This window comes from Streptomyces sp. NPDC014891 (assembly GCF_043081085.1).
Taxonomy (GTDB): domain Bacteria; phylum Actinomycetota; class Actinomycetes; order Streptomycetales; family Streptomycetaceae; genus Streptomyces.
The window spans coordinates 346,491-362,476 of the sequence record NZ_JBIBWF010000001.1; the positions used below are offsets into that span (position 1 = coordinate 346,491).

Here is a 15,986-nt window from a genome sequence, read left to right on the forward strand (position 1 = left end):
GCCCGCGGGGACGGGCCGGGAGCGGGCGGGGTGGGCCGCGGGTCAGAAGACCGACAGGCCGGTGATGGTCGTGAAGCGGTCGAGGGCGGTCACGCCGGCGACCGAGTTGCCCCGGGCGTCGAGGCCGGGGCTCCAGACGCACAGGGTGCAGTGCCCGGGCACGACGGCGACGACCGCGCCGCCGACCCCGCTCTTGCCCGGGAGGCCGACCCGGTAGGCGAACTCGCCCGCGGCGTCGTACGTCCCGCAGGTGAGCATCACGGCGTTGACCTGCTTGGCCTGGCTGAGGCTCAGCAGCCGGGTGCCGTCGGAGCGCACGCCGTGGCGGGCCAGGAAACCGGTCGCCAGGGCCAGGTCGGCGCAGGACGCTTCGAGGGAGCACTGGCGGAAGTACTCGTCGAGCAGGTCGGGCACCGGTCCCGTGATGTTGCCGTAGGAGGCCATGAAGTGGGCGAGGGCCGCGTTCCGGTCCCCGTGGGCGGCCTCCGACGCGGCCACGTCGGTGTCGAAGGCCAGCCCCGGGTTGCCGCTCTCGGCGCGCAGGAAGGCGAGGAGGCTCCCCGAGGCGTCGCCGGTGAGCCGGTGCAGGCGGTCGGTGACGACGAGGGCGCCGGAGTTGATGAACGGGTTGCGGGGGATGCCGTTCTCGTACTCCAGCTGCACCAGGGAGTTGAACGGATCGCCGGAGGGTTCCCGGCCGACGTGGGCCCAGAGCGCGTCGCCCTCTCCGGCGAGGGCGAGCGCGAGGGTGAAGACCTTGGTGACGGACTGGGTGGAGAAGGGGCGACGCCAGTCGCCCACCCCGCAGACGGTGCCGTCGAGTCCGGCCACGGCCATGCCGAAGTCGGTGGGGTCGCCGGCGGCGAGCGCGGGGATGTAGTCGGCCGGGCTGCCCCGGTCGGTGAGGGCGGCGACCTCTTCCGCGATGCGGTCGAGGACGGGCTGGAAGGAGGTGGTGGCGGTCGTGGTCACACGCGGTCCCGTGGTCCTCGCTCCGCGGCGGCCCGCCGGGCGGCGGCGAGTCCGAGGTCGCCGCCGGCCGGTTCGGCGAAGAGGCGCTCGACCGCCTCGTCCGTGACCTCGGGGAGGGTGGCCGGGGTCCACCGGGGGTTGCGGTCCTTGTCGACGACCTGGGCGCGGATGCCCTCGACGAGGTCGGGGCCGGTGAGGGAGCCGCAGGAGACCCGGAACTCCAGGTCGAGGACCTCTTCCAGGGTCGTGAGGGTCCGGGCTCGGCGCAGGGTGGCCAGGGTGGCCTTGAGGGCGGTCGGGGACTTCGCGAGGAGGGTGGCGGCCGTCTCCTTGGCGGCGGGCACGCCGGAGTCGAGGAGGCGCCGCACGACGGCTTCGACGCTCTCGGCCGGGTAGCAGGCGTCGATCCAGTCGCGTTGGTCGGGGAGGACGCCGGGCGGGGCGGCGGCGGCGTGCCGGGCGACGGCCTCGTCGGCGGGGAGCCGGCTCAGGTCCCGGACCAGGGAGGGAAGTTCCGCGGAGGGGACGAAGTGGTCGGCGAGACCGGTGAGGATCGCGTCGGCGGCGCCGACGGGCGCGCCCGTGAGGGCGAGGTGGGTGCCGAGTTCACCGGGGGCCCGGCCCAGGAGGTAGGTGCCGCCGACGTCGGGGACGAAGCCGATGCCGGTCTCGGGCATGGCGACGCGGGAGCGTTCGGTGACGACGCGGACCGAGCCGTGGGCGGAGAGGCCGACGCCGCCGCCCATCACGATGCCGTCCATGAGGGCGACGTACGGCTTGGGGTAGCGGGCGATGCGGGCGTTGAGCCGGTACTCGTCCCGCCAGAAGTCCGCGGAGGCGGAGCCGCCGGCGCGCGCGTCGTCGTGGATGGCGCGGATGTCGCCGCCCGCGCAGAGGCCGCGCTCTCCCCCGCCCTCGATGACGACGGTGGTGACGCCCGGGTCGCGCTCCCAGGCGGTCAGGGCCTCGTCGGCGGCGAGGACCATGGCGTGGGTGAGCGCGTTGATCGCGCGAGGCCGGTTCAGGGTGAGGAAGCCGGCCCGGCCCTCCGTGCGGAGGAGTACGTCGGCGGTTCCGGTCGGCACGATCGCTCGGTCCCTTCGGTGGCGCGGGTGGCTGTCGCGCTCACGGTACCGGGCGGGTCGGGCCGCGGCCCAGCGGGTCATGGGGAGGGATCCGCGCTGGTCAGTCGCCCCGCGCGGGGGCGTCCGACGGCGGGCGCCGGAGCGGAGGGGCCGCGAAGGGGTCGACCGCCGCGACGGGGAGCGGGGCGTCCGTCGCGGCGGTCGTGGAGGGGTTCAGGCCGGGAGCAGGTCCTGCGGGACGCGCACCTGGCGGGGGGTGGAGAGGCGGAGCTCGACGATGTCGCGGACGGTCGGCCACTCCTCGTCGAGGATCGAGTAGAAGGCCGTGTCGCGGACGGCTCCGTCGAGGCCGCGCGAGTGGGCGCGGCGCACCCCCTCGCAGCTCGCTCCGAGGCGCTCGATGGCGATTCTGGAGCGGGTGTTGCGGGCGTCGGCGCGCATCGTGATGCGCCGTACGCCCCAGGCTTCGAAGGCGTGCCGGAGCATGAGGTACTTGGCCTCGGTGTTGATGCCGGTCCCCCGGGCGTCGCCCGCGATCCAGGTGTTGCCGATCTCGGCGGCGTCCGGCACGGAGGTCAGCGGGTCTCCGTGGGGCATGCCGGGGACGGGCGGCCAGACCAGCGGCCCCCGCCAGTAGTCGAGTTCGAGGAACCGGGTCGAGCCGACGACCCGTTCGTCGGCCGTACTGACCAGAGCGAAGGGCAGGGATCGTCCTGCCGCCTGATCTGTCAGGGCACGGGCGATGTAGTCGAGGGCCGATTCGAGGCCGTCGGGTACGGGGGTGAAGGCGTAGGCCGATCGGTCCGCCCCGCCGGCCCGGGCGAGGGCTTCGGCGTGCCGCATCGCCAGCGGCTCCAGGCGCACGGAGCGCCCGGTCAGGAGAACAGGTACTGGCACGGAACCTCGGGTCTTTCACGGGCAGGGAAAGCTTCCGCCGAGGGGTCGCCGCGGCGGCAGCAGGAGGGAGGTTCTCGCCGGTGCCGACCACGTCAGAGAGCGACAAATGAGCAGGTAAAACGGTTCGTCACCGGTGGCGAGGAGGACAGTATGCAGCCACAGGCGCTCGGAGAACAGAACCCCCGGCGAACCCGGTGACACGCTTGGGTGAAGACCGGCCCGTGCCCGCGCGGGCCGGTCTCAAGCACCGGACGGGGCCGCCCGCCAGTCGGACGGCCACCGGGTCGGGAGGGGGTCAGACGCAGGCGGGATGACCCCAGCCGTCGGGGTTCTTCGCGATGGTCTCGCCCTTGTCGTAGGCCTTGCCGCAGCGGCAGCGGCCCGGGAACCTCGCCTTCAGCGTGGCCCCGGAGGAGCGCGTCCGGCGGGCGCCGGAAGCTCCGCCGGAGCCCACTGCGGACCCGGCCGCGGAGGCACCGGCGGAGCCGGACGGCGCTGAGGAGCGCGTGCGGGGCGCGGAGGCGCGTGTCGGGCTCTCCGGGGGCGGCAGCGGGGCTCCGGCCGCCGAGCTCGCGGGCTCCTGGGTGCGTGCGGTGTGGCTGGCCGCGCGGTCGGCCGCGTCGTTGAGGGGGTCGCCGTCGACCTGGTGCGCGGGCACGTAGACGAAGTCGACCGAGCGGCCGGTGAGGAGCGCGTCGATCCGGACGACCAGGTCCTTGTTGGCCACGGGGCTGCCCGAGGAGGTCTTCCAGCCCTTCCGCCGCCAGCCCGGGAGCCAGGTGGTCACGGCCTTCATGGCGTACTGCGAGTCCATGCGGACCTCGACCGGCGTCGCCGGGTCGAGTGTCTCCAGCAGTCGCTCCAGAGCCGTGAGTTCGGCGACGTTGTTGGTCGCGCGACCGAGCGGCCCGGCCTCCCAGCGGTCGATCGCACCGTCGGCGCGGCCGATGACCCATGCCCAGGCCGCGGGCCCGGGATTTCCCTTCGACGCGCCGTCGCACGCCGCGATGATCTTTTCTCCCATCCCACGATCCTGACACGGCCCCGGGGGTGGGCGGTCCCACCCCCGGGGCCGTGCGGTACGGGTCAGAAGTCGCCGTAGGCGACCTGCCAGGTGGGCAGTCCCATCCGGCGCCAGAGCGCGACGACGCGGTCGCGGTCGTCGAGCGAGACGCGGACGGCGTACCGGTGGCGCACATGGGCGTCGAACAGCTCGGCCTTCACCAGGTCGTCGCCGCGGCCGTCGCCGGAGGCCCGCATCCAGAGCTCGTCGTACGGCACCCCGTGCCGGGCGAGCCAGGCCTCGGTGATCTCGCGGTGGTCCTCGCTGCGGCCCGACAGGAGGACGACCCGGTCCCCCTCGGCCTGCCGGAAGGCGCGCAGGGCGTCCCGGACGGAGGCGTTGGGCAGGTCGCGGTCGCAGCGCGTGAAGTCGTACGGGCCGCGGTCGACGCGCAGGGCCAGGGTGCCGTCGATGTCGCACATGACGGCGGTGGGAAGGCTCGGGTCGGGCACGTAGGGGGCACCGAGCGCGGGGCGGTCGCCGAGCCACTCCGCGGTGAGCCGCCAGCCGCCCCGGGTGGCCTTGGCGTGCTTCGCGGCGAGGATGCGGATGATCTCCTCGCCGACCGGCCGCTCGCGCTCGGCGTCCCGCCGGACGCACTCGTCGACCGGGACGCCGGTGAAGTCGTGTACGGCGAAGGTGGCGAGACCGCCCACGGCGGCCTTCAGCCGCTTCGGGATGTACGGGGTCAGATGGGTGTTGTCGACGACGACGTCGAAGCCGTCGTCGACGGCGGCGCGGACGGCGGCGTCCTGGATGCCGAGGACGGTCTGCTCGTGCCGGTGGGACCGCTCCCGGTCCGGCGAGGGGATGTCGAGCATGGCGCGGAGGTCGTCGAGGTTGACGCGCCGCATGTTCCCTTCGGCGGCCGCCTGCAGGGCACGGGCGGCCGTCGTCTTCCCGGAGGCCGGGAGGCCGGTCATGACGTGGACGACAGGCACGGTTCAGTTCTCCTGGTCGTGGGCGAAGGGGTCGGAGGCCTCGGGGCGCAGTCCGCGCCAGACGAGGAGGTCGGTCGGGCGCCCGTCGAGGCGCAGGAAGAGGGCGGCCCGCAGTCCGCGGTCGGGCACCTCGGCGGCGGCGCGGGCGAAGGCACCGCGGTCGCCGGCGAGGTGGGCGAGGCGGGCGTAGGCGTCCTCGACGGCCCGCTCGCGCTCGGCCGCCGCCGTTTCGAGGCCGGAGACGACCTCCCGCACCCAGGCGTCGAACTCGTCCGGCACCTGCTCCAGGAGGGCGTCGAGCGGCTTGCCGCCGTCCGCCTCGACCTCGGCCACGGAGCAGCCGATGCCCTTGGCGACCTCGCCGGCCGGGAGGGCGGCGAAGCGCTGGATGCCGTGGCCGCGCCAGATGTCGCGCTCGGTGACGCCGGTGAGGACCTTGTGGAGGCGCACGTACTCGGCGAGCTTGGCCTTCGCCCGCAGGCCGGAGGCGAAGCGCAGCACGAAGCCCTCGGCGTCGGTGCCGGTGGCCCGGTGGCCGCCGGGGAGGGTGCTGGACTCGGTCAGGGCGACGAGTTCGGCGATGCCCATGGCGGGCCAGGTGCGGACGACGGACCCCAGGGGCCGCCAGCCGTCGGCGGCCTCGGCCAGCGGGACCTCGGTGCCGTCGCGGCCGAAGGCGGCGAGCAGGACGAGGTCGCGGCGCCCTCCGTAGTTCACGACGATCCGGTTGCCGGGGTAGAGGATCTCGGCGAGGTACGTGACACCCGGCGCCAGGCCCGCGGTGTCGGCCGCGTCGAGCCGGCGCTGCGCCCAGGTGGCCTGGGCGCTGGTGAAGGAGCCCTTGGAGGCGACGTGCCAGCGGCCGTCGTAGTGGAAGACCACGGCGAGGCTGCCGTCGACCTTGTCGTACAGCTCGAAGGGCTCGTCGGGCAGCGGCGGGGCGTAGGGGCGGCCGGCGGCGTGTTCGGAGACGTTGAAGAACTTGGGGAGGGGGAGTGCGACGATCCGTCCCGTGGTGTCGTCGGCGACGAGGCCGCGGCAGCGGGTGGTGGCCCGGTTCCAGTGCTGGGCGTACTGGCACGCGCGCGTGTACGTGTAGATCGACAGCGGCAGCTCGGGGTGCCTCTTGCGCGTCACGTGCCCGTCCGCGAGCGCGGCGGCGAGTTCTTCGGACGGCATCAGGTCGTGCAGAGTCAGGGTCGCCTGGCTCATGGGGTCCCTCCCGGGTGTTCGATGATCCATTGTCGGCGTTCGGAGCCGGGGAGGACAGCGGTTTTCGGGGGCCCGGGGCGCTGCGCCGGGCGGTGTGCGGGGGCTCGCTCCGGGGGCTGTCGGTGGTGCCCCGTAGACTCGCCGTCTCCCCGTCGGTGACCTCACCGGCGCAGACGAAGGAAGCGAGCCCCATGAACCACGCGGACGGCACGGCACCGATCTACGCCGAGCTCATACGGGAGCGGGGGGATGTTCCGGGTGACGTCCGCCAGGCCGCCGAGGAGGTCATGCGGGACCTGAGCCGGGTCATCCAGGTGCCGCCGCAGGGCGCCCAGGGACCGCAGCAGGGCGTCGTCGCGCACGCGGGGGCGGGCGCGCTCCCGGTGCACCAGGGCGCCGTGGCGCCCCAGGGTGCCGCTCCGCACCCCGGCGTCGGCGGTCCGATGGGGGTCGGCGGGCCCTCGGGCGTCGTGGGCCAGGCGGGCGCCGTCCTGCCGCACCGGCCGATGCGCTAGCCGGTCGCCCCCGGGGCCGCCCCTCACACTCGTTCCGGGCGTTGTCGGTGCCATGGGTCATGCTGCTGGCGGACGGTCCGTGCCGCACGGGCGGGGCCGCGTACGGACGACTGGGGATGACGACATGGCCGAGGTTCTGCTCTTCCACCACTGTCTCGGGCTGACCGCGGGAGTCGGCGCGTTCGCCGAGGAGCTGCGGCGGGCGGGGCACACCGTGCACACTCCCGACCTCTACGAGGGCCGGACCTTCACCGACCTCACGAGCGGCGTGGGGCACGCCCAGGAGGTCGGTTTCGGCACCCTTCTGGGGCGCGGCGAGCAGGCGGCCGCGGAGCTGCCCGCGGAGATCGTCTACGCCGGGTTCTCGCTCGGCGCGCTGCCCGCGCAGAAGCTGGCGCAGACGCGACCTGGGGCACTCGGGGCCCTGCTGTTCAGCGCCTGCGTGCCGGTGTCCGAGTTCGGCGCGGAGTGGCCTGAGGGCGTCCCCGTGCAGGTGCACGGGATGGACGCCGACCCCTTCTTCGTCGACGACGGCGATCTGGCGGCGGCCCGCGCGCTGGTCGCGGACGCCGCGGACCGGCGGCTCTTCCTGTACCCGGGGGACGCGCATCTGTTCGCCGAGCGCGGGGCGCCGTCCTTCGCGCCGGAGGCGACGGCGCTCTGCCTGGAGCGGGCGCTCTGCCTGCTGGACGGCGTCGCGCGCTGATCCGGCCCGATCGGCCGGACACCGCCTGGCCCGGCCGGGGTCGTCCGATCGGTCGACCCCCGTGTCGTCCGTCCCGCGGGCGGACCGGGGCCGGGCGGCGGACCGTACCGGGCCTGAGGCGGCCGGAGGATCGGGGCAGGGTGCGGACCTGTCCCCGGACGGGCCGCCCGTGTCCGCCGTCGCGAGGAGTCCGTCATGCCGAAGAACCGCCGTGCGCCCCGTACCGCCCGGGTGCTCCTGCCCGTGGCCGTGGCTCTGGTCCTGCTCGCCGGCTGCGGGCAGGGGTCCGGGGAGGCGTCCTCCCCGCCGGGTCCCGCGTCACCGGCCGGCGAATCCGCCGGCGGCACCCCCTCCGCCTCCCGGGCTCCCGCGGCGGGGACGCACTCCCCCGCCGGCCGGCCCGTCGCCGGCACCCTGCTGGTCACCGACTTCGGCTCCGACACCGTCACCTTCGTCGACCCGGCGCGGGGTGCCACGGGCTCGGTCGAGGTGGGCACCGCGCCCTACGGCCTGGCGCTCGGCGAGGACGGGCGGGCCTGGGTGGCGACCGCCGAGGGCGTCGCGGTCGTGGACACCGCGACCCGGAAGCGGACCGCGCTCGTCCGCTACGAGACCGCCACGGGTCCGGCGACCACCGGCGAGTACCGCGGCGGCGGCATGGGCATCGCCCTCGCGCCGGACGGGCGCCGGGTGTACGTGGGGGTGAACGTGCCGGGCGGGAACGGCGCCCTGGAGGTGATCGACACGGCGGCCCTGCGGGTGACGGACACGGTGCCGGTCGGCCGGCGCCCCTTCGACGTGGACGTGTCCCGCGACGGCGGCGAGGTCTACGCGACGAACCACGACTCCTTCGACGTCACGGTCGTCGACGCCGGGACCCTCGTACCGCGCCGGGTGGAGGTCGCCCCGTACGGCACGGAGGGCGGACTCGGTTCCTGGCTGAAGCCCCACTACACGGCCGTCCGGCCGTCGGACGGGAAGCTGCTCCTGCCCTTCGAGGGCGAGCGGCTCGCGGTCGTCGACCCGCGGACGGGCCGGACGACCGTCGAGCCGATGACCGCCGACACCCACCAGCACGGCACCACGGTGACCGCCGACGGCACGCTCCTGACGGTGGGCACGGGGCCGATCGATCCGGACGAGGACGAGGGACCCTCGCTGACCGTCCGGAGGCCGGACGGCGTCGAGCGGGTCTACCCGCTCGACGGGCCGCACGAGGACGTGGCGGTCTCCGCGGACGGCCGCACCGCCTATGTGACCGGAGGGTTCACCCGCGACGGCTTCTGGGACGGCCTGAGCGTCGTCGACCTGGAGTCGGGCGACACCCGGCGCCTCCCGGCGGGTTCCCGGCCGCTGGGGATCGTCGTCCTCTGAGCCTCGCGGCGCCGGTGCGCTGCCCCGTCAGCGCTGGGGCAGGACGGTGAGGACCCGCTCGATGAAGGTCTTGAAGTCGGCCATGAAGTCGGTCAGGAACTGCTGGGTCGTCGGGTCGGTGACCTCGCCGTCCGGGGTGAAGAGCCCCGGGACGAACTGGATGTAGGCCTCGGGGGCGTTCATCTGCGGGGAGTTGCAGAAGCTGAGGACCGAGCGGAGGCTCTGCTGGGCGACGGCCGTGCCGATCTTGCCGGGCGAGGCTCCGATGACCGCCGACGGCTTGTGGGTGAAGGAGTTGGTGCCCCAGGGGCGGCTGGCCCAGTCGATGGCGTTCTTGAGGCCGCCGGGCAGCGAGCGGTTGTACTCGGGGGTGACGAAGAGGACGGCGTCGACGGACGCGATGGCCTCCTTGAGGGCGCGGCCCTCGGGCGGGTAGTCGGCGTCGAAGTCGTGGTTGTAGAGCGGGAGGTCCTTGATGGGGATCTCCTGGAACTCCATTCCCGGCGGCGCCACCCGGAGCAGGGCCCGGGAGAGGATCCTGTTGATGGAGTCCTTCGACAGGCTGCCGACGAAGTAGCCGACCTTGTACGTGGTCATGCGTGGTGTTCCGCCTTCCGGGAGGGGTCCGGCCGCCCGCGCGGGGCCTTCGGCAACGTAACCCGCACCCGGCGCCGCTGCGACCGGGCCGCCGGGACCGCGGCGGACCGCTCCGAAGGGCGATCCGCCGCCTTTGGCGATAGAAAGGGTGCATCCCGGGTAGTCGGATGAAAATTTCCTCTGCGGCTTGATCATCCCGATGCGATGGCTTCTTGCACGCTCCTACGGAAGGGCGGACAGCGTGACGCGACCGAGGATTCTCGTGGTGGGCGCCGGATTCGCCGGAGTCGCCTGCGTACGGCGGCTCGAACGGCGCCTCGCGGAGCGGGAGGCGCAGCTCACGCTCCTCTCCCCGTTCTCGTACCAGCTGTACCTGCCCCTGCTCCCCCAGGTGGCGGCGGGGGTGCTGACCCCCCAGTCGGTCGCCCTGTCACTGCGGCGCAGCGAACGGCACCGCACCCGGATCGTGCCGGGCGGCGTGGTCGGCGTGGACACGGCGGCGAAGGTCTGCGTGGTGCGGACCATCGCCGGGGAGTACGTCACCGAGCCCTACGACCACCTGGTGCTCGCGCCCGGCAGCGTGACCCGCAGCTTCGACATCCCCGGGCTCGCCGAGCACGCCCGCGGGATGAAGACCCTCGCCGAGGCCGTGTACATCCGGGACCACGTCATCGCCCAGCTGGACCTGGCGGACGCGAGCAACGACGAGGACGAGCGGGCCGCGCGGCTGCGGTTCGTGGTCGTCGGCGGCGGCTACGCGGGCACGGAGACGGCGGCCTGCCTCCAGCTGCTCACCCACAACGCGGCCAAGCGGTATCCGCGGATCGACCCGAAGCTCATCAAGTGGCACCTGGTCGACATCGCGCCGAGGCTCATGCCCGAGCTGGGCGACAAGCTGGGCGCGGCGGCGACGGACATCCTGACGAAGCGCGGCATCGAGGTGTCGCTCGGCGTGTCGGTGGCCTCGGTGGACGACGAGGCGGTGACGCTCACGGACGGCCGGGTGCTGCCCAGCCGGACCCTCATCTGGACGGCCGGGGTCGCGGCGAGCCCGCTGATCGGCACGCTCGGCGCCGAGACCTTCAAGGGGCGGCTCGTGGTGTCGGCCGAGATGGCCGTGCCGGGGCTGGACGGCGTGTGGGCGCTCGGGGACGCGGCGGCGGTACCGGACCTCGCCAAGGGCGAGGAGGGTGCGATCTGCCCGCCGACGGCCCAGCACGCGATGCGGCAGGGCAAGGCCGTCGCCGACAACCTGGTGTCGACGCTCCGCCGCGAGCCGACCCACCCGTACGTGCACAAGGACCTGGGGCTCGTGGTGGACCTCGGCGGGATGGACGGCGTCTCGAAGCCGCTCGGCGTGGAACTGCACGGGGCGCCGGCGCAGGCCGTCGCCCGCGCCTACCACTGGGGGGCGCTGCGGACCAACGTGGCGAAGACCCGGGTGATGACGAACTGGCTGCTGAACGCCGTCGCCGGGGACGACTTCGTACGGACCGGGTTCCTGGCGTCGAAGTCGGGGACGCTGCGGGACTTCGAGTACACCGACGCGTATCTGACCCCTGAGCAGGTCCGGCTGCACACCGGCCCGTTCCGCGGGGCGGTCGGGAGCGGCGGAGGGAAGTGAGGGCACGCGCGCCGGGTGTGCCCGCCCGGCGCGCGCCCGCGGTGTCCGCCGGAGCGGTTCAGCCGGCCAGGTCGGAGGCGGGACCCATGACGATGACGGGCTCCTCGGCGGGGTCGAGCGCCCGGATGAGACGGCGCAGCGGCTCGCGTTCGAGGGTGATGCAGGCCTGGGTGGGGCCGCCGTGGTCGACGTGGATCCAGACCCCGCCGCCCTTCTCTGCGCCGAGCGGACGCTCCTTGTCGAGCGGGCTCCGGCCGGGGACGCGGTTGTAGTCGATGGCGATGACGTGGTCGAAGGAGCCTTCGAGGGGCTCGCCGGAGAGGCCCGTGCCGCTGATGGCGAACTCGGGGTCCTGGTCGTACGGGAGGCGGGAGCCGGGGTCGGACAGCCGGCCGCCCGCGTCGTCGAGCCGGAAGACCCCGATGGGGGTCCGCAGGTCGCCGGCCGTGTGGTCGGCGGTCCAGCCGCGCAGCGCGTTGTGGGTGGGCCAGGGTCCCGCCGTCGCGGTCCAGCCGCCGCCGGGGTTCCGCTCGTAGAGGGTCGCGGTGGAGGTGTTGTCGTCGGCGGTGGAGCCGGTGACGACGAGGGCCTGGCCGGTGCCGTCGGGGACGAGGGCCTGGGTGGCGGGGCCGATGCCGGGGATCCGGGGGTCGGGGACGGGCGCGGAGGCGATGCTGCTCGCCGGCTCCCCCGGGCCGCCGGGCGCGGCTCCCGCCGGGCGGGCGTCGGACGCGGGCGGGACGGAGGCGGCCGTGGCCGCGGGTGCGGCGGGGGCGGGGGGCGCGGTGCTCGCGCAGGCGCTGAGCAGCAGCGCCGCGCACAGCGTGCCGGCGCCGAGCAGTGCGGTGGCGCCCTTGTGGACGGGCATGGACGGTTCCTCCTGGCCGGGGGGCAATGCGTGGATGCGTACCCGATCGGCGGGCGGCGCTGCGGCGGGTCCCGCGCCCTCACCCGTACGGCCGCGTCCGGCGGGGTCGTGCGGCCGGACCGGGGCCGTGGGCCGTGCGGTCGACCGGGGCGGTGGGCCATGTGGTTGACCGGGGTCGCTGAGGCGCGCTTTCCTGCTCCGATGAACGATCTTCGAATCGAGCCGGCTCTCGGCGAGGCGCGGCTCGCGGACTGGCGGGCCGTCCACAACACGATCATCCCGACGGCCGTCCTCTCCCCCGAGCAGGTGCGCGAGCGCGCCGGGCGCAACCGGCTGGACGTCGCGTACCTCGGCGAGACGGCGGTGGGCTGTTCGACCGTGCGGCCGCCGGACGAGGAGACCGCGGCGGCGACGGTCATCGCGCGGACGCTGCCCGGGTTCCGGGGGCGGGGCGTGGGGACCGCGCTGTACGAGCGGGGGCTCGCGCACGCCCGGACGCTGAGCGGGGAGGGCGTGGAGACGGTGGTGCTCGCCTCGAACGAGGAGGGGTTGCGGTTCGCGCTCGCACGCGGCTTCGTGGAGGTCGAGCGCTACCTGCTGCCGGGCGACACGGTGCCGTTCGTGACGCTGCGGCTTCCCTGATGTCCGGCCGCCCCCGCCAACAGATCTGACGATTCGTCAGATCTTTCCGTCGCGGGTATGGGAACCTCCGGTGCCCGGCGCTACCCTCCGCGCATGATTCGGACGGTGGTGTGGGGTACCGGAAACGTCGGGCGCGCGGCGATCCGCGCCGTGGACGCCCATCCAGGGCTGGAACTCGCAGCGGTGCTGGTCTCCGATCCGGCGAAGGTCGGACGGGACGCGGGCCGGCTGGCGGGACTCGGCCGCGACCTCGGGGTCGCGGCCGTCGACGAGGTGGGCGCGGTGCTCGACGGGCGGCCGGGGGCGGTGGTGTACGCGGCTTCGGGCGACACCCGGCCCGACGGGGCGCTCGACGACGTGGCGCGCGCGGTGCGGTCGGGGGCGGTGGTGGTGACCCCCGCGCTGTATCCGCTCTACGACCAGCGCAACGCGCCGCCCGAGTTCCGGGATCCGGTGCTCGCGGCCGTCGCCGAGGGCGGCGGTTCGCTCTTCGTGTCGGGGGTGGACCCCGGCTGGGGCAACGACGTCCTGCCGCTGCTCGTGAGCGGGCTCGGCAGCACCGTGGACGTGATCCGCTGCCAGGAGATCTTCGACTACTCGACGTACGAGCAGGAGGAGTCGGTCCGGGACCTGATCGGGATGGGCAGGCCGCTGGAGTACGAGCCGCCGATGCTGCTGCCGTCGGTGCCGACGATGGTGTGGGGCGGGCAGATACGTCTGATGGCGCGCGCGCTCGGCGCCGAGCTGGACGAGATCCGCGAGACGGTGGCCCGGCGCCCGCTGGAGTCGACCGTGAAGACGCGGACGATGGGGGTCTTCGAGGCGGGCACGCAGGGCGCGATCCGCTTCGAGGTGCAGGGGATCGTCGGCGGGGAGCCCCGGATCGTGATCGAGCACGTGACCCGGATCCATTCCTCGTGCGCGCCGGACTGGCCGGTGCCGCCGGACGGCGCCGGGGCGCACCGGGTGATCGTGGAGGGGAGCCCCCGGATCGAGGTGACCGTGGCGGCGACCGCCGAGGGCGAGAACCGCTCGGCGGGCGGGAACGCGACGGCGGTGGGCCGGCTGGTCGGCGCGATCGACTGGCTGGTGGCCGCGGAGCCGGGACTGTACGACGCGCTGGACGTGCCGCTGCGGCCGGCGGTGGGGAAGCTGGGGAGGAGTCCGCGATGATCATCGACATTCCCGGGGGCCAGGAGCCGATCGGGTACGTGTGGGGCGACATGGTCCCGGAGATCGGGACGGCGGCGGCGAACTTCTCGCTGTCGGTGTACGCCCACACCACGCTCGGGCTGCGCGAGTTCGAGGCGGCACGGCTGCGGATCGCGCAGATCAACGGCTGCGGCTTCTGCCTGGACTGGCGCACCGACCGGGACGGGGTGAAGGTCGAGGAGGGCTTCGACGAGGTCGTCGCGGCGTGGCGGGAGACGGAGGTCTCGGAGTCCTTCGACGAGCGGACGCGGCTGGCAGCCGAGTACGCGGAGCGGTACGCGCTGGACCACCACGGGCTCGACGAGGAGTTCTGGGCCCGGATGACGGCCCGGTACAGCCAGGCGGAGATCGTGGAGCTGACGATGAGCCTGGGCTCGTGGCTGGCGTTCGGGCGGCTCAACCGGGTGCTGGGGCTCGACGAGGTCTGCGTGCTGCCGACCCACTGATCGGGTGCGGAAGGGCCGGCCGGGTGCTTCCCGGCCGGCCCTTCCCGTACGGCGCGCGCGGGGCCGTCCCCGGTGCTCAGAAGTCCTCGGCGACGATGCGCTCGATGTTGCGTTCGGCGAGGGCCGTGATGGTGACGAACGGGTTGACGCTGGCGTTGCCGGGGATCAGGGATCCGTCGATGACGTACAGCCCGGAGTAGCCGTGGAGGCGTCCGTGGTTGTCGGTGGCCTTGCCCAGGACCGCGCCGCCCAGCGGGTGGTACGTGAGGTGGTCTCCCCAGATCTTGTACACACCGAAGAGGTCGGTGCGGTAGATCGTGCCCTCCTTGGAGTTGATCTTGTCGAAGATGGTCTTCGCCGCGTCGATGGAGGTCTGCTTCCAGGCGCGGTCCCAGCTCAGGTCGACCTTGCCGGTGGCCGGGTTCCAGGTGAACTCCGCACGGTGGGGCGTCTTGGTGATGGAGAGGTAGAAGGACGCGTAGGTCTCGATTCCGGTGGGCAGCGGGGCGACCTCGGCGAAGGCGCCGCCCGCGTCCCAGTTGTCGATGCCCGCGGTGGGCATGGCGGACTGGAGCTTGCCGGTCGCGTCCCACATGTGGTTGGCGCGGCCGCACATGACGTTGCCGTTGTCGCCCCAGCCCTTGCCGATCTCGTTGTTGAGGGCGGGGAGCGCTCCGGTCGCCTTGAGGCGGGTGAGGAGCTTGCTGGTGCCGATGCTTCCGGCGGCGAAGAAGACCTTGTCGGCCGTGACGGTCTTGCTCGCGAGGGTGGCGCCGGTCGTGTCGATCTGGTCGATGGCGACGGTGTAGCCGCCGCCGGCCGCGGGGGTGACGGAGGTGACCTTGTGCAGGGCGGAGACGGTGACGCGGCCCGTGGCGGCGGCCTGGGCCAGGTAGGTCTTCTGGAGGGTCTTCTTGCCGGCGTTGTTGCCGTAGATGACCTCGCCGTCGAGGGCCGACTTCGGGACCGCGCCGGCGGCCTCCCGCTTCATGTAGTCCCAGTCGTAGACGTTGGGGACGAACACGAAGGGGAAGCCGGAGCGCTGGGCGTGCTTGCGGCCGACGCGGGCGTACTGGTAGCAGGCGGCGCTCTCCCACCAGGCCTGGTCCACCCCGGTGACGCCGAGTCCGGCGTTGGCGCGCGGATAGTAGGTGGCGTACATCTCGGCGGCGTCGACGGTGGGCAGGATGGCGGCGAAGTTCTCGCGGCGCGGGGTGACGGCCATGCCGCCGTTGACGAGGGAGCCGCCGCCGACACCCCTGCCCTGGTAGACGGTGATGCCGGCGAAGTCCTCGGCGTCGAGGATGCCGGTGTACCGGGGGACGTCCTTGTCGAGGGGGAAGCCCAGGAAGTTGCTCAGCGGCTGCTTGGTGCGGGTGCGCAGCCAGAAGGAGCGGTAGTCGGGCCGGGTGGTGTTGGCGAAGATCTTGCCGTCGGGACCGGGGGTGTCCCAGGCCATGCCCATCTCGACCATGTGCACGGCGACGCCCGCGCGGGCGAGCCGGAGGGCGGCCACCGAGCCGCCGTATCCGGTGCCGATGACGAGGGCGGGCACGTGGGCGCCGGTGGGGATGGGGGTGTCGGCGAGGCGGGCTGCGGCCTGGGCCGGGGTGCCGGGGCCGACGAGGGCGGCAGCACCGAGAACAGAACCTGTTCCCGCGAGGAAGCGGCGGCGGCTCACGCCGCCGAATCCTTTTGCGGGCAGGGGGTTTTCGCTCATGTGACGTTCCTCACTCGGGGGCGAATGAGAACTTGTTCTACTGTCGACCATCGGGGAAGTCACGAGAAACCGACGGGTAACTTCCGGCCAGGTTCCGGAGCGTGGCGGCCGG

16 protein-coding genes are annotated in these 15,986 nt (G+C 73.8%); 7 read left to right on the top strand and 9 right to left on the bottom strand.

Annotated features, from left to right (window positions below):
* Positions 1-42: 42 nt before the first annotated feature.
* The 6 genes from ACF09E_RS01470 to ACF09E_RS01495 all read right to left on the bottom strand — a co-directional run bounded on the left by ACF09E_RS01470 (position 43) and on the right by ACF09E_RS01495 (position 6,170).
* The gene (locus ACF09E_RS01470; RefSeq protein WP_392203291.1) at positions 43-972 is read right to left on the bottom strand and encodes a glutaminase; all 930 of its coding nucleotides are present in this window, start codon (positions 970-972) and stop codon (positions 43-45) included.
* Positions 969-2,057, bottom strand: a complete 1,089-nt coding sequence (locus ACF09E_RS01475) for an enoyl-CoA hydratase/isomerase family protein (protein WP_392203292.1) — start codon at positions 2,055-2,057, stop codon at positions 969-971. Before ACF09E_RS01475 ends, ACF09E_RS01470 begins: the two co-directional genes overlap by 4 nt.
* A 213-nt stretch (positions 2,058-2,270) precedes the next feature.
* Positions 2,271-2,954 carry a GNAT family N-acetyltransferase gene (locus ACF09E_RS01480; RefSeq protein ID WP_392203293.1) on the bottom strand — a complete coding sequence of 228 codons (684 nt, stop codon included), beginning with the start codon at positions 2,952-2,954 and terminating at the stop codon, positions 2,271-2,273.
* Positions 2,955-3,249: 295 nt separating this feature from the next.
* Positions 3,250-3,978, bottom strand: coding sequence for a ribonuclease H (locus ACF09E_RS01485; RefSeq protein ID WP_392203294.1), 729 nt, complete (start codon positions 3,976-3,978; stop codon positions 3,250-3,252).
* A 62-nt stretch (positions 3,979-4,040) separates the two neighbouring features.
* Positions 4,041-4,958, bottom strand: coding sequence for an AAA family ATPase (locus tag ACF09E_RS01490; protein WP_392203295.1), 918 nt, complete (start codon positions 4,956-4,958; stop codon positions 4,041-4,043).
* Positions 4,959-4,961: 3 nt separating this feature from the next.
* Complete coding sequence (locus ACF09E_RS01495; protein ID WP_392203296.1) at positions 4,962-6,170, bottom strand: RNA ligase; 1,209 nt, start codon at positions 6,168-6,170, stop codon at positions 4,962-4,964.
* Positions 6,171-6,361: 191 nt separating this feature from the next.
* On the opposite strand from ACF09E_RS01495, the gene ACF09E_RS01500 reads away from it, so the two are divergent.
* From ACF09E_RS01500 to ACF09E_RS01510, 3 genes are all read left to right on the top strand, one after another.
* Positions 6,362-6,685, top strand: a complete 324-nt coding sequence (locus ACF09E_RS01500; protein ID WP_392203297.1) for a hypothetical protein — start codon at positions 6,362-6,364, stop codon at positions 6,683-6,685.
* Positions 6,686-6,809: 124 nt separating this feature from the next.
* Entirely contained in the window at positions 6,810-7,391 is a 582-nt protein-coding gene (locus tag ACF09E_RS01505; protein WP_392203298.1) for a dienelactone hydrolase family protein, read from the top strand.
* Between the two features lie 195 nt (positions 7,392-7,586).
* On the top strand, positions 7,587-8,765 hold the full coding sequence (locus ACF09E_RS01510; RefSeq protein WP_392203299.1) for a YncE family protein: 1,179 nt from the start codon (positions 7,587-7,589) through the stop codon (positions 8,763-8,765).
* A gap of 27 nt (positions 8,766-8,792) precedes the next feature.
* On the opposite strand, the gene ACF09E_RS01515 is transcribed toward ACF09E_RS01510, so the two are convergent.
* Complete coding sequence (locus tag ACF09E_RS01515; protein WP_388797286.1) at positions 8,793-9,362, bottom strand: NADPH-dependent FMN reductase; 570 nt, start codon at positions 9,360-9,362, stop codon at positions 8,793-8,795.
* 241 nt (positions 9,363-9,603) lie between these two features.
* Between ACF09E_RS01515 and ACF09E_RS01520 the strand changes: the two genes are divergently transcribed.
* Positions 9,604-10,986: an NAD(P)/FAD-dependent oxidoreductase gene (locus ACF09E_RS01520; RefSeq protein ID WP_392203300.1), complete on the top strand. Its 1,383-nt coding sequence runs from the start codon at positions 9,604-9,606 to the stop codon at positions 10,984-10,986.
* A 58-nt stretch (positions 10,987-11,044) separates the two neighbouring features.
* On the opposite strand, the gene ACF09E_RS01525 is transcribed toward ACF09E_RS01520, so the two are convergent.
* On the bottom strand, positions 11,045-11,854 hold the full coding sequence (locus ACF09E_RS01525) for a hypothetical protein (RefSeq protein WP_392203301.1): 810 nt from the start codon (positions 11,852-11,854) through the stop codon (positions 11,045-11,047).
* 201 nt (positions 11,855-12,055) lie between these two features.
* Between ACF09E_RS01525 and ACF09E_RS01530 the strand changes: the two genes are divergently transcribed.
* From ACF09E_RS01530 to ACF09E_RS01540, 3 genes are all read left to right on the top strand, one after another.
* Complete coding sequence (locus ACF09E_RS01530; RefSeq protein WP_392203302.1) at positions 12,056-12,496, top strand: GNAT family N-acetyltransferase; 441 nt, start codon at positions 12,056-12,058, stop codon at positions 12,494-12,496.
* A gap of 93 nt (positions 12,497-12,589) precedes the next feature.
* On the top strand, positions 12,590-13,669 hold the full coding sequence (locus ACF09E_RS01535; RefSeq protein WP_392203303.1) for a dihydrodipicolinate reductase: 1,080 nt from the start codon (positions 12,590-12,592) through the stop codon (positions 13,667-13,669).
* Positions 13,666-14,154, top strand: a complete 489-nt coding sequence (locus ACF09E_RS01540) for a carboxymuconolactone decarboxylase family protein (protein WP_392203304.1) — start codon at positions 13,666-13,668, stop codon at positions 14,152-14,154. The genes ACF09E_RS01535 and ACF09E_RS01540 overlap by 4 nt, the downstream gene beginning before the upstream one ends.
* 76 nt (positions 14,155-14,230) lie before the next feature.
* Here the strand turns inward: ACF09E_RS01540 and ACF09E_RS01545 are convergent, their stop codons facing one another.
* Entirely contained in the window at positions 14,231-15,874 is a 1,644-nt protein-coding gene (locus ACF09E_RS01545) for a GMC oxidoreductase (protein ID WP_392203305.1), read from the bottom strand.
* Positions 15,875-15,986 lie beyond the last annotated feature (112 nt).

What these genes read in the sequence shown, in the direction of transcription:
- ACF09E_RS01515 (WP_388797286.1), bottom strand. Translation starts at nt 9,362, where the DNA reads ATGACCACGTACAAGGTCGGCTACTTCGTCGGCAGCCTGTCGAAGGAC.
- ACF09E_RS01510 (WP_392203299.1), top strand. Translation starts at nt 7,587, where the DNA reads ATGCCGAAGAACCGCCGTGCGCCCCGTACCGCCCGGGTGCTCCTGCCC.
- ACF09E_RS01545 (WP_392203305.1), bottom strand. Translation starts at nt 15,874, where the DNA reads ATGAGCGAAAACCCCCTGCCCGCAAAAGGATTCGGCGGCGTGAGCCGC.
- ACF09E_RS01505 (WP_392203298.1), top strand. Translation starts at nt 6,810, where the DNA reads ATGGCCGAGGTTCTGCTCTTCCACCACTGTCTCGGGCTGACCGCGGGA.
- ACF09E_RS01525 (WP_392203301.1), bottom strand. Translation starts at nt 11,854, where the DNA reads ATGCCCGTCCACAAGGGCGCCACCGCACTGCTCGGCGCCGGCACGCTG.
- ACF09E_RS01495 (WP_392203296.1), bottom strand. Translation starts at nt 6,170, where the DNA reads ATGAGCCAGGCGACCCTGACTCTGCACGACCTGATGCCGTCCGAAGAA.
- ACF09E_RS01540 (WP_392203304.1), top strand. Translation starts at nt 13,666, where the DNA reads ATGATCATCGACATTCCCGGGGGCCAGGAGCCGATCGGGTACGTGTGG.
- ACF09E_RS01530 (WP_392203302.1), top strand. Translation starts at nt 12,056, where the DNA reads ATGAACGATCTTCGAATCGAGCCGGCTCTCGGCGAGGCGCGGCTCGCG.
- ACF09E_RS01485 (WP_392203294.1), bottom strand. Translation starts at nt 3,978, where the DNA reads ATGGGAGAAAAGATCATCGCGGCGTGCGACGGCGCGTCGAAGGGAAAT.
- ACF09E_RS01535 (WP_392203303.1), top strand. Translation starts at nt 12,590, where the DNA reads ATGATTCGGACGGTGGTGTGGGGTACCGGAAACGTCGGGCGCGCGGCG.
- ACF09E_RS01500 (WP_392203297.1), top strand. Translation starts at nt 6,362, where the DNA reads ATGAACCACGCGGACGGCACGGCACCGATCTACGCCGAGCTCATACGG.